Origin of the sequence: Burkholderia savannae (assembly GCF_001524445.2) — a bacterium.
GTDB classification, from domain to species: domain Bacteria; phylum Pseudomonadota; class Gammaproteobacteria; order Burkholderiales; family Burkholderiaceae; genus Burkholderia; species Burkholderia savannae.
On the sequence record NZ_CP013417.1, the window covers coordinates 3,861,805 to 3,874,077 of the forward strand.

The 12,273-nt window shown below is 69.9% G+C and carries 9 protein-coding genes; 8 read left to right on the forward strand and 1 reads right to left on the reverse strand.

Going from position 1 to position 12,273, the window contains the following annotated elements:
* Positions 1 to 215: 215 nt before the first annotated feature.
* Genes fliF through WS78_RS18945 form a run of 6 tightly spaced genes read left to right on the forward strand, consistent with a single transcriptional unit; the run spans position 216 to position 7,169 of the window.
* The gene (gene fliF / locus WS78_RS18920) at positions 216 to 2,015 is read left to right on the forward strand and encodes a flagellar basal-body MS-ring/collar protein FliF (protein ID WP_059583820.1); all 1,800 of its coding nucleotides are present in this window, start codon (positions 216 to 218) and stop codon (positions 2,013 to 2,015) included.
* On the forward strand, positions 2,005 to 3,000 hold the full coding sequence (gene fliG / locus WS78_RS18925) for a flagellar motor switch protein FliG (RefSeq protein ID WP_038748513.1): 996 nt from the start codon (positions 2,005 to 2,007) through the stop codon (positions 2,998 to 3,000). The genes fliF and fliG overlap by 11 nt, the downstream gene beginning before the upstream one ends.
* The gene (gene fliH / locus WS78_RS18930) at positions 2,993 to 3,676 is read left to right on the forward strand and encodes a flagellar assembly protein FliH (protein ID WP_038748514.1); all 684 of its coding nucleotides are present in this window, start codon (positions 2,993 to 2,995) and stop codon (positions 3,674 to 3,676) included. The genes fliG and fliH overlap by 8 nt, the downstream gene beginning before the upstream one ends.
* Entirely contained in the window at positions 3,670 to 5,241 is a 1,572-nt protein-coding gene (gene fliI, locus WS78_RS18935; protein WP_038748516.1) for a flagellar protein export ATPase FliI, read from the forward strand. The genes fliH and fliI overlap by 7 nt, the downstream gene beginning before the upstream one ends.
* Positions 5,242 to 5,246: 5 nt before the next feature.
* Positions 5,247 to 5,711 carry a flagellar export protein FliJ gene (gene fliJ, locus WS78_RS18940; RefSeq protein WP_038748519.1) on the forward strand — a complete coding sequence of 155 codons (465 nt, stop codon included), beginning with the start codon at positions 5,247 to 5,249 and terminating at the stop codon, positions 5,709 to 5,711.
* 39 nt (positions 5,712 to 5,750) lie between these two features.
* Positions 5,751 to 7,169, forward strand: a complete 1,419-nt coding sequence (locus WS78_RS18945; RefSeq protein ID WP_059583817.1) for a flagellar hook-length control protein FliK — start codon at positions 5,751 to 5,753, stop codon at positions 7,167 to 7,169.
* A gap of 36 nt (positions 7,170 to 7,205) precedes the next feature.
* On the opposite strand, the gene WS78_RS18950 is transcribed toward WS78_RS18945, so the two are convergent.
* Positions 7,206 to 8,849: a GMC family oxidoreductase gene (locus WS78_RS18950; protein WP_059583814.1), complete on the reverse strand. Its 1,644-nt coding sequence runs from the start codon at positions 8,847 to 8,849 to the stop codon at positions 7,206 to 7,208.
* A gap of 237 nt (positions 8,850 to 9,086) precedes the next feature.
* On the opposite strand from WS78_RS18950, the gene WS78_RS18955 reads away from it, so the two are divergent.
* On the forward strand, positions 9,087 to 10,766 hold the full coding sequence (locus WS78_RS18955) for an isovaleryl-CoA dehydrogenase (protein WP_059583812.1): 1,680 nt from the start codon (positions 9,087 to 9,089) through the stop codon (positions 10,764 to 10,766).
* Positions 10,767 to 10,799: 33 nt separating this feature from the next.
* Positions 10,800 to 12,218, forward strand: coding sequence for a coniferyl aldehyde dehydrogenase (locus WS78_RS18960; protein WP_038748526.1), 1,419 nt, complete (start codon positions 10,800 to 10,802; stop codon positions 12,216 to 12,218).
* The last annotated feature ends 55 nt before the right edge of the window (positions 12,219 to 12,273 follow it).

Here is a 12,273-nt window from a genome sequence, read left to right on the forward strand (position 1 = left end):
CCGGCGGGGGGGAACTCCGGCTTCCCGCGAGCGTTGCAAGGGCCGGATTGCGAAAAAGCATAGCAGCGGCCCGAAGGCGAAAGACGCAGAAGTACGGGCGAAACCCCGCTCTATTCGGCCGATCGCGCTTGACCGCACTGCGGATAATCGCATCGTGTCAATGTCCGCCTGCTCTGCCGAGCCGGCACTCAGCCCGCAGTGGAGATACTCGACGCATGGACTCGCAGGCCAACTCGCTGATCAATCCCGACGCCCGTTCGAGCCTTGCGGGCGCGCCGCCGCAAGCCGCGGCCGCGGCGGGCGCGCTGCCGGGCGCGGCGGCGGGCGGCGCGGATTTCGGCCTGGGCGGCTTCGCCGAGCGCATTCCCGGACTTTCGCGGATGAAGACGAATCCGCGCCTGCCGTTCCTGATCGGCGCGGCGCTCGCCGTCGCCGCGATCGTCGCGCTCGTGCTCTGGAGCCGCGCGCCCGATTACCGCGTGCTGTACAGCAACCTGTCCGACCGCGACGGCGGCGCGATCATCACCGCGCTCCAGCAGGCAAACGTTCCCTACAAGTTCGCCGACGCGGGCGGCGCGATCCTCGTGCCCGCGAACCAGGTTCACGAAACGCGTCTGAAGCTCGCCTCGATGGGGCTCCCGAAGGGCGGCTCGGTCGGCTTCGAGCTGATGGACAACCAGAAATTCGGCATCAGCCAGTTCGCCGAGCAGGTCAACTATCAGCGCGCGCTCGAAGGCGAGCTGCAGCGCACGATCGAATCGATCAACGCGGTGCGCGCCGCGCGCGTGCATCTCGCGATTCCGAAGCCGTCGGTGTTCGTGCGCGAGCGCGAAGCGCCGTCGGCGTCGGTGCTCGTCGATCTGTATCCGGGCCGCGTGCTCGACGAAGGGCAGGTGCTCGCCGTCACGCGGATGGTGTCGTCGAGCGTGCCCGACATGCCCGCGAAGAACGTGACGATCGTCGACCAGGACGGCAACCTGCTCACGCAGACCGCGTCGGCCACGGGCCTCGACGCGAGCCAGCTCAAGTACGTGCAGCAGATCGAGCGCAACACGCAAAAGCGCATCGACGCGATCCTCGCGCCGATCTTCGGCGCCGGCAACGCGCGCTCGCAGGTGAGCGCCGACGTCGACTTCTCGAAGATCGAGCAGACCTCGGAGAGCTACGGACCGAACGGCGCGCCGCAGCAGGCCGCGATCCGCAGCCAGCAGACGAGCTCCGCGACCGAGCTCGCGCAAAGCGGCGCGTCGGGCGTGCCGGGCGCGCTGTCGAACACGCCGCCGCAGCCCGCGTCCGCGCCGATCGTCGCGAGCAACGGCCAGCCGGCCGGCCCGGCTGCGACGCCCGTCAGCGATCGCAAGGATTCGACGACGAACTACGAGCTCGACCGAACGGTGCGTCACGTCGAGCAATCGATGGGCACGATCAAGCGGCTGTCCGTCGCGGTCGTCGTCAACTATCAGCCGGCCACCGACGCGAAGGGCCACGTGACGATGCAGCCGCTCACCGCGGACAAGCTCGCGCAGGTCCAGCAGCTCGTGAAGGACGCGATGGGCTACGACGAGAAGCGCGGCGATTCGGTGAACGTCGTCAACAGCACGTTCTCGGCGGCGGTCGACCCGTTCGCGAACCTGCCGTGGTGGCGCCAGCCCGACATGATCGAGCTCGGCAAGGACATCGCGAAGTGGCTGGGCGTCGCCGCGGCGGCCGCCGCGCTCTACTTCATGTTCGTGCGCCCGGCGCTGCGCCGCGCGTTCCCGCCGCCCGCCGAGCAGCCGGCGGCGGCCGCGGTTGCGGCGCTCAACGGCCCGGACGACGCGATCGCGCTCGACGGCCTGCCGAGCCCCGACAAGAAACAGCTTGCCGAAGAGGACGATGAGCATCCGGCCCTCCTCGCCTTCGAAAGCGAGAAGAACCGCTACGAACGCAATCTGGACTACGCGCGCACGATCGCGCGGCAAGATCCGAAGATCGTCGCAACCGTCGTGAAGAACTGGGTGTCCGATGAACGCTGAAGGCTTGAACAAGAGCGCGCTCCTGCTGATGTCGATCGGCGAGGAAGAGGCCGCGCAGGTATTCAAATTCCTCGCGCCGCGCGAAGTGCAGAAGATCGGCGCCGCGATGGCCTCGCTCAAGAACGTCACGCGCGAAGAGGTCGAGGGCGTGCTCAACGATTTCGTGCACGAAGCGGAGAAGCACACCGCGCTGTCGCTCGATTCGAACGACTACATCCGCTCGGTGCTGACGAAGGCGCTCGGCGAGGACAAGGCGGGCGTGCTCATCGACCGCATCCTGCAAGGCAGCGACACGAGCGGGATCGAAGGGCTCAAGTGGATGGATTCGGCGGCCGTGGCCGAGCTCATCAAGAACGAGCACCCGCAGATCATCGCGACGATCCTCGTGCACCTCGATCGCGACCAGGCGTCGGAGATCGCGTCGTGCTTCACCGAGCGGCTGCGCAACGACGTGCTGCTGCGGATCGCGACGCTCGACGGCATCCAGCCGACCGCGCTGCGCGAGCTCGACGACGTGCTGACGGGCCTCTTGTCCGGCAGCGACAACCTGAAGCGCGCGCCGATGGGCGGCATCCGCACCGCGGCCGAGATCCTGAACTTCATGACGAGCGTGCACGAGGAAGCCGTGCTCGAGAACGTCAAGCAATACGATCCCGATCTCGCGCAGAAGATCATCGACCAGATGTTCGTGTTCGAGAACCTGCTCGAACTCGAGGACCGCGCGATCCAGCTGCTGCTCAAGGAAGTCGAATCGGAGGCGCTCATCGTCGCGCTGAAGGGCGCGCCGCCCGCGCTGCGGCAGAAGTTCCTGTCGAACATGTCGCAGCGCGCGGCCGAGCTGCTCGCCGAGGATCTCGACGCGCGCGGCCCGGTGCGCGTGTCCGAAGTCGAGACGCAGCAGCGCAAGATCCTGCAGGTCGTGCGCAACCTCGCCGAGAGCGGCCAGATCGTGATCGGCGGCAAGGCGGAAGACGCATATGTCTGATCGCACGAGCGCGTCGAGCAAGCCCGTCACCGCGTATCAGCGGTGGGAGATGGCTTCGTTCGATCCGCCGCCGCCCGCGCCGCCCGACGACGGCGGCGCGGCGGCGGCCGCCGCGCTCGCCGCCGAACTGCAGCGCGTGCGCGACGCCGCGCACGCGGAAGGGATCGCCGCCGGCCACGTCGAAGGCCAGGCGCTCGGCTATCAGGCCGGCTACGAACAGGGGCGCGCGAAGGGCTTCGACGAAGGCCAAGCCGAAGCGCGCGCGGCGAGCGCCGCGCTCGCCGCGCTCGCCGCGTCGTTTCGCGACGCGCTCGCGGGCGTCGAGCGCGATCTCGCCGACGACATCGCGACGCTCGCGCTCGAGATCGCGCAGCAGGTCGTGCGCCAGCACGTGCAGCACGATCCGGCCGCGCTGATCGCGGCCGCGCGCGAGGTGCTCGCCGCGGAGCCCGCGCTCGCGGGCGCACCGCATCTGATCGTGAATCCCGCGGACCTGCCCGTCGTCGAAGCCTATCTGGACGACGAGCTCGACGCGCTCGGCTGGAGCGTGCGCACCGACGCGGCCGTCGAGCGCGGCGGCTGCCGCGCGCACGCATCGACGGGCGAAATCGACGCGACGCTCACGACCCGCTGGGAGCGCGTCGCGGCCGCGCTCGGCAAGGTGAGCGCATGGTGAGCAACGCATCCGGCGCGCTCGGCCGCGACGAACTCGATGCGCTCGAGCGCGAGCTCGCGCTCGCGTCGCGCGGCCCCGAGCACGGCGACGCGGCCGCGCGCGACATCGGCGACGGCGCGCTCGCCCAGCCCCCTCACCACCGCCCGCTCGCGGCGGGCCCCGCGACGTCGCGCGCGGCGCTCGCCAATCCGCATCTCGCGCACTGGCGCGCCCATCTCGACGGCATCCGCGAGCGCAACGCGCGCGCGCTGCCGCTGCGCCCGTGCGGACGCCTCACCCGCGCGGCGGGCCTCGTGCTCGAAGCGATCGGACTGAGGCTGTCGGTGGGCGCCGAATGCACGATCGAGTTGCCCGCGGGCAGCGCGCTGCCGTATGCGGAAGCCGAAGTCGTCGGCTTCGCGGGCGAGCGCCTCTTCCTGATGCCGACCACCGCGGTCGCGGGCGTGCTGCCCGGCGCGCGCGTGTGGCCGCTCGAGACCGCGCCCGTCGCCGATCCGCTCGCGGGCGCCAAGCGCCTGCCCGTCGGCTGGGAGATGCTCGGGCGCGTCGTCGACGCGTCGGGCCGCCCGCTCGACAATCTCGGGCCGCTCGCGTCGAAGGTCGACGCACCGCTCACCGCGCCGTCGGTCAATCCGCTCGATCGCGAACCGATCCATCACGTGCTCGACGTCGGCGTGCGCGCGATCAACGCGCTTCTGACCGTGGGGCGCGGCCAACGGATGGGCCTCTTCGCCGGCTCGGGCGTGGGCAAATCGGTACTGCTCGGCACGATGGCGCGCTACACGAGCGCCGAGGTGATCGTGATCGGCCTGATCGGCGAGCGGGGCCGCGAAGTGAAGGAGTTCATCGAGCAGATCCTCGGCGAGGACGGGCTCGCGCGCTCGGTCGTCGTGGCCGCGCCGGCCGACGTGTCTCCGCTGTTGCGGATGCAGGGCGCCGCTTACGCGACGACGCTCGCCGAGTATTTCCGCGATCAGGGCAAGCACGTGCTGCTGCTGATGGATTCGCTCACGCGCTACGCGATGGCGCAGCGCGAGATCGCGCTCGCGATCGGCGAGCCGCCCGCGACGAAAGGCTATCCGCCGTCGGTGTTCGCGAAGCTGCCCGCGCTCGTCGAGCGCACCGGCAACGGGCCGCAAGGCGGCGGCTCGATCACCGCGTTCTACACGGTGCTCACCGAAGGCGACGACCAGCAGGACCCGATCGCCGATTCCGCACGCGCGATTCTCGACGGCCACATCGTGCTGTCGCGCTCGCTCGCGGAAGCCGGCCACTATCCGGCCATCGACATCGAAGCGTCGATCAGCCGCGCGATGACCGCGCTGATCGACGACGCGCACCTCGACCGCGTGCGCCAGTTCAAGCAAATGCTGTCGCGCTACCAACGCAACCGCGACCTGATCGCGGTCGGCGCGTACGCGGCGGGACGCGACGCGCAGCTCGACCGTGCGGTTGCGCTGTACCCGCGCATCGAATCGTTCCTGCAGCAGGGCTTTCGCGAATGCGCGCCATACGCGCCGAGCCTCGCCGCGCTCGATGCGCTGTTCGAATCCGAAGGAGGCTGAACGCCATGGCCCAAACCTTTCCCCTTCAGCTCCTGCTCGAGCGCGCGCAGGACGAACTCGACGCCGCGACCAAGCAGCTCGGCCGCGCGCAGCACGAGCGCACCGACGCGCAGACGCAGCTCGACGCGCTCCTGCGCTATCGCGACGAATACCGCGTGCGCTTCGCCGAATCCGCGCAATCGGGCATGCCCGCCGGCAACTGCCGCAACTTCCAGGCGTTCCTCGACACGCTCGACGCGGCGATCGACCAGCAGCGGCGCGTCGTCGCCGCCGCGCAGACGCGCATCGAAGCGGCGCGCCCCGAGTGGCAGGCGAAGAAACGCACGCTCGGCTCGTACGAAATCCTGCAGGCGCGCGGCGCGCAGCAGGAAGCGAAACACGCCGCGAAACGCGAGCAGCGCGACGCCGACGAGCACGCGGCGAAGGTGCTGCGCATGCGCGCGGAAGCGGCGAAGGAAGCGGCGAAGTAAGCGCCGCGCCGCACATCGAACCCGAACACGAGATCCGACATGCCTCCTCTTCCCCTGATCGGTTTGCTGCTCGGCGCAGCGAGCACGATGGTCAAGTCGTCGTCCGGTTCTTCGGCGAACGCGTCCGGCGCGTCGAACGCGCCGTCTGCGTCGCCCGGCGATGCGCCGTTCGCGCAAACGCTCAAGCAAAGCGTGCAGACGCAGCGTCAGGCGAACGCGAATTCGAGCGCATGCGCGCAGAGCGCCGGCAACGCGGCGAACGCCGCGACGAATGCTTCGGCGAGCAACGCGGCGAGCGCGTCGGCCTCCGGCGCGAGCGCGCAGGCGGCGGCGAGCACGGGCAACGCGAAAGGATCGGGAAAACCTGACGATCAGGACGACGACGACACCGCGACGCAATCGGCATCGGCCAACGCCGCCGCGCTCGCCGCGGCCGCGTCGCTGCAGGCGCAACTGCAGGCGCGCCCCGATGCGCAGGCGGTGCAGACGGCCGCCGACGCGGCGGCCGCGCAAGCGGGCGCCGTCGCCCATCCGTCGACCTCGCCCGCGACGAACGCCGCCCCGCAGGGCGACGCCGATTCGTCCGTGCCCGCTAGCGCGCAGCAATCGATCGGCGACGCGCTGAACGCGGCGCTGGGCAAGCTCACGGGCGCCGGCCAGGCGAGCGCGACGGCGGCGCAAGGCGCGCAATCGGCGGGCACGGGCAACGCGTCCGCGCCGCTTGCCGCGAACGGCGCCACATTCGACAAGATGCTCGCCGGCGCGAAGGCCCCCGCCGCGCAAGCGGCGTTCGCCGACGTATCGGGCGCGAACCCGGCGACGGCAATCGCGATCGCGGCGACGAACGCCGCGCAGCCGGACGCGTCGGGCGCGCTCGCCGCGCTGCAGGACGCGGCCGATTCCGCGCGCGCGACGCTCGCGGCTTCGAGCGCGCCGGCCGCGCTGCAACAGGCCGCGCCGGCCGCGCTCGCCACGAACGCGAGCGCCGGCGCGGCCGCCGCCGCGGCGCTCGCGCCGCCCGTCGGCACGCCCGACTGGACGGACGCGTTGAGCCAGAAGGTCGTGTTCCTGTCGAACGCGCATCAGCAGAGCGCGGAGCTCACGTTGAATCCGCCCGATCTCGGGCCGCTGCAAGTCGTGCTGCGCGTGGCCGACAGCCACGCGCACGCGCTCTTCGTGTCGCAGCACGCGCAAGTGCGCGACGCGATCGAGGCCGCGCTGCCGAAGCTGCGCGAAGCGATGGAAGCGGGCGGACTCGGGCTCGGCAGCGCGAGCGTCAGCGACGGCGGCTTCGCGTCCGCGCAGCAGCAGACCCCGCAACGACAATCGTCGGACGGAGCCGCGACGCGACGCGCGCCCGGCGCGTCGACGGCCGACGCCGCGCTCGGCGAACTCGCAGCGACGCCGTCCAGCGGCGCGACGCAACGCAGCGTCGGGCTGGTCGACACGTTCGCCTGACGGCCGCGCCGGCGGCCTTTCGCGCGGCGGCGCGCATCAGCCGCCGTGCGCCGCAGCGATCCGCTCGCGAGCGGGCGCGGCCTGCCCCTTGCGCTCGGCCACGATGAAATCCGCCGCGCGCTCGCCGATCATCACGGTCGGCGCGTTCGTGTTGCCGCCGATGAGGGTCGGCATCACCGACGCGTCGACGACCCGCAATCCCTCCACCCCGTTCACGCGCAATTGCGGATCGACGACCGCGCGCGCGTCGGTGCCCATCCGGCACGTGCCGACCGGGTGATAGATCGTGTCCGCGTGCGCGACGATCGCCGCGCGCAGCTTGGCGTCGGTGTCGTTCGGATCGGTGTACAGCTCGCGCCCGCCCTGCGACGCGAGCGGCGCGGCCGACAGGATCGTGCGCATCGCCTTCGCGCCGCGCACGAGTAGATCGAGATCGCGCTCGTCGCTGAAGAAGCGCGGATCGATGAGCGGCGCGACGCGCGCATCGCCGCTCGCGAGCGCGACGTTGCCGCGGCTCTTCGGCCGCAGCGCGCACACGTGCAGCGAATAGCCGAAGCCCCAGTGCATGTTGCGGTTGTGGTCGTCGACGAGCGCCGTGCAGAAGTGCAGTTGCAGATCGGGGCGATCGAGCCCGGGCTCGCTCTTGATGAAGCCGCCCGCCTCGGCGACGTTGCTCGTCATCATCCCTTCGCGCCTCGCCAGATAGCTGAACAGCGCGGGCGTCATTTTCGCGAACCCGCGCAGGCAGATGCCGACGAGCTCCGGCGAATTCACGCGCTTGTTGACGATGAAATCGATGTGGTCGATCAGGTTTTCGCCGACGTCGGGCGCGTCGTGCACGAGCGCAACGCCGTGGCGGCGCAACTGCGCGGCGGGGCCGACGCCCGAGCACATCAGCAATTGCGGCGTATTGAACGCACCGGCAGACAGAATCACTTCCGCTCGCGCGCCGAGTAGCTCGCCGCGCCCGCCGCGCGAAATCTCGACGCCCGTCGCGCGCTTGCCGTCGAACGCGACGCGCAGCACCGTCGCGTCGACGATCACGTGCAGGTTCGGCCGCGTGCGGCCGTACACGTATGCACGCGCGACGCTGCAGCGCGAGCCGTCGCGATGCGTGACCTGATAAAAGCCGACGCCTTCCTGATTCTCGCCGTTGAAGTCCTCGTTCAGCGGATAGCCGGCCTCGTGCGCGGCGGCGATGAATCGTTCGGAGAACGGATTACGGAAGCGCAGATCGGACACCGTGAGCGGACCGTCCGCGCCATGCCATTCGTTCGCGCCGCGCGCGTTGCCCTCCGCGCGGCGAAAATACGGCAGCACGTCGCGCCACCCCCAGCCGGTGCAGCCGAGCTGCTCCCATTCGTCGTAGTCGAGCGGATGGCCGCGCGTGTAGATCATCGCGTTGATCGCGCTCGAGCCGCCGAGCCCGCGGCCGCGAGGCTGATAGCCGCGGCGTCCGCCGAGGCCCGGTTGCGGCACCGTTTCGTAGCCGTAGTTCGTGCCGAGCTTGAACGGCACGAGCGCGGCGATTCCCACCGGCATGTTGACGAGCAGATTGCGTTCGGTGTGGCCGCCCGCTTCGATCAGCGCGATCGTCGCATCCGGGCACGCATCGGCCAGACGCCCCGCGAGGCTCGAGCCGCCCGATCCGGCACCGACGATGATGTAGTCGTACTGCATGTCACGTCTCCCTGTTTTTTCGTCCACGCAACGGCGGCTGGAATCGCACTCGAGACAGCCGGATTCTGGCTTGTAATGTTCGCGCATTTTAGGAACGCAAAACGAGCCGGGACATCCCGACTCAAGAGCGATTCCTCTAAACGTCGGCGTGAACTAAATTTAAGATGATCGGATTCGCCTCGCGCGGAGGACGCGGCCGACAGAGAAGCCGGGCCCCGCGAAATGGGAGACAAAGGCATGCAGCAGGACCTTTTGACGGCGACGCACCGGGTGACGAACCAGGCGCCGCCGCTTCACGATTACAACGCGTTTGAAACAGATGCCGCGCTCGTCGAGGCCGTTGAACGGTACGGCGCGAGCTGGCATCGAACGGCGCTCGCGCGCGACGGCGCCGCGCTGACGACGCCCGATACGCTCGCGCTCGCCGATCTCGCGAACCGGCACGCGCCTGAACTGTCGACGCACAGCCCGCGCGGCGAACGGATCGACGCACTCGAATTTCATCCGAGCTGGCACCGGCTGCTCGCGCTGCTGCGCGGCGAAGGACTGCATGCGCTGCCGTTCTCCGAGCCGCGGCCGGGCGCGATGGCCGCGCGCTGCGCCGGCTATTACCTGCATGCGCAGCTCGAATCCGGCTCGCTCTGCCCGCTCACGATGACGTTCGCGAGCATTCCGGTGCTGCAACGCGAACCGGCCCTTTTTGCGACGCTGCGCGACAAGCTCTACTCGCGCGAGCACGACGCGCGCGACGTGCCGCTGCCGCACAAGCGCTCGATGATGGTCGGCATGGGCATGACGGAAAAGCAGGGCGGCTCCGACGTGCGCAGCAACGAGACGCAAGCGTATCCGCTCGACGCGGGCGGGCGCGGCCGGGCGTATCGGCTCGTCGGCCACAAATGGTTCTTTTCCGCGCCGCAATGCGACGCGCATCTCGTGCTCGCGCGCACGTCCGAACACGCGGGCATCTCGTGCTTCTACGTGCCGCGCTTTTCGCCCGACGGCGGCAAGAACGCGGTGCAGGTGCAACGCCTGAAGGACAAGCTCGGCAACCGCTCGAACGCGAGCAGCGAAGTCGAGTTCCTGAACGCGTACGGCGTGATGATCGGCGACGAAGGGCGCGGCGTGCCGACGATCATCGAGATGGCGAACTACACGCGGCTCGATTGCGTGATCGGCAGCGCGGCGCTGATGCGCGCGGCGCTCGTGCAGGCGATCCATCACGCGCGGCATCGCAGCGCGTTCGGCCGCGCGCTCGCCGATCAGCCGCTGATGCGCAACGTGCTCGCCGATCTCGCGCTCGAATCCGAAGCGGCGACCGCACTCTTCATGCGGCTCGCGCACGCGTTCGAAGAAGACGCGGCCGCGCGCTCGCCGCTCGCGCGCGGCTGGCGCCGCATCGTCACGCCGGCCGCGAAATTCTGGGTCTGCAAGCGCACGCTCGAGTTCACGGGCGAAGCGATGGAAGTATGGGGCGGCAACGGCTACGTCGAGACCGCGCCGATGGCGCGCTTCTACCGCGAAGCGCCCGTCAATTCGATCTGGGAAGGCTCGGGCAACGTGATGTGCCTCGACGTGTTGCGCGCGATCGAGCGCGAGCCCGACGCGGCCGCCGCGCTCTTCGACGAATGGCGGGACGCGGCGAAGCGCAGCGCGCCGCTTGCCGACGCGCTCGCGGAACTGACGCGCGCGCTGTCCCTCGAACCCGAGCAACGCGAAGCGTGCGCGCGCCGGATCGCGCAACGCATCGCACTCGTCGCGCAGGCCTCGCTGCTGCTGCGCGACGGGCCGTCCGCCGTCGCCGAGGCGTTCGCCGCCACGCGCTTGGGCCACGCCAGCAGCGAAACCGGACGCGTATTCGGCACGCTGCCGGCCACCATCGATCACGCCGCGCTCATCGAGCGGGCGTTCCCGGCCTGAAGCCGGCCGCACCCGTATCGCACAGGAGACGCCATGAAGAACGATCTGCCCGGTTTAGCCACGCTCGACGCGCTGCTGCGCGACCAGCGCGCCGCGTATCTGCGCGCGCCGTATCCGTCGTGGGCGACGCGCGCCGACCACCTGCGCGCGTTGCGCAAGATGCTGCTCGAGAACCGCGACGCGCTCGCGGCCGCGATCAGCGCCGATTTCGGCCACCGCGCGAAGGAAGAAGTGCTGATGTCCGAGATCTGGCTCGCGAAAGAGGAAATCGACGAGGCGCTCAAGCACGGCAAGCGCTGGATCAAGCCGAAGAGCCGGACGATGAACAAGTGGTTGCGCCCGGCGCGCGCGAAGGTGATGCCGCAGCCGCTCGGCGTCGTCGGCATCGTCGTGCCGTGGAACTACCCGGTGCTGCTCGCGGCCGGGCCGCTCATCTGCGCGCTCGCCGCCGGCAATCGCGCGCTCATCAAGATGTCCGAACTGACGCCGCGCACGTCGCAATTGTTCGAAGAGCTGATCGCGAAGACTTTCGCGCGCGATCACGTGGCGGTCGTCAACGGCGATGCGGAAATCGGCGCCGCGTTCAGCGGGCTGCCGTTCGACCACCTGCTCTTCACCGGCTCGACGAACGTCGGCCGCCACGTGATGCGCGCGGCCGCCGAGAACCTCACGCCCGTCACGCTCGAGCTCGGCGGCAAGTCGCCCGTGATCGTCGGGCCGCGCGCGCGCTTCGATATGGCGGTGGACGCGATCGTCACCGGCAAGACGCTGAATGCGGGCCAGACCTGCATCGCGCCCGACTACGTGCTCGTGCCGCGCGGCAAGGAGGCGGCATTCGTCGCGCGGGCGCGCGAGCGGATGGCGAAGCTCTATCCGAATCTGTCGACGAATCCGGATTACACGTCGATCATCTCCGAGCGCCACTTCGCACGGCTGCAGCGGCTCGCGAGCGAAGCGCAGGAAGCGGGCGCGCAACTGCATCCGCTCACCGACGCGGCGCCCGATCCCGCGCTGCGCCGGTTGCCGCCCGTGCTCGTCACGCAGGCGCCTGACGCGTCGCAACTGATGCAGGAAGAGATCTTCGGGCCGCTGCTGCCAATCGTCCCGTACGACACGCTCGACGACGCGATCGCATACGTGAACGCGCGGCCGCGGCCGCTCGCGCTGTACCTGTTCGACGAAGACAACGCGAGCGTCGAGCGCGTGATGCGCGACACGATCTCGGGCGGCGTGACGGTCAACGACACGCTGATGCACATCGCGTGCGGCACGCTGCCGTTCGGCGGCGTCGGCGCGAGCGGGATGGGTGCGTACCACGGCTACGACGGCTTCGTCACGTTCTCGAAGATGAAGCCCGTGCTCACGCAGCCGCGCCTGAACACGCGCGCGATGATCGCGCCGCCATATGGCAAGCGCTTCGCGGCGATCCTCAAGCTGATGCTGAGGTTCTGATGCGCGCTCGCCGATGCAAGGCGAACGAAGGGCCGCTGAGCGCGGCCCTTTTTCT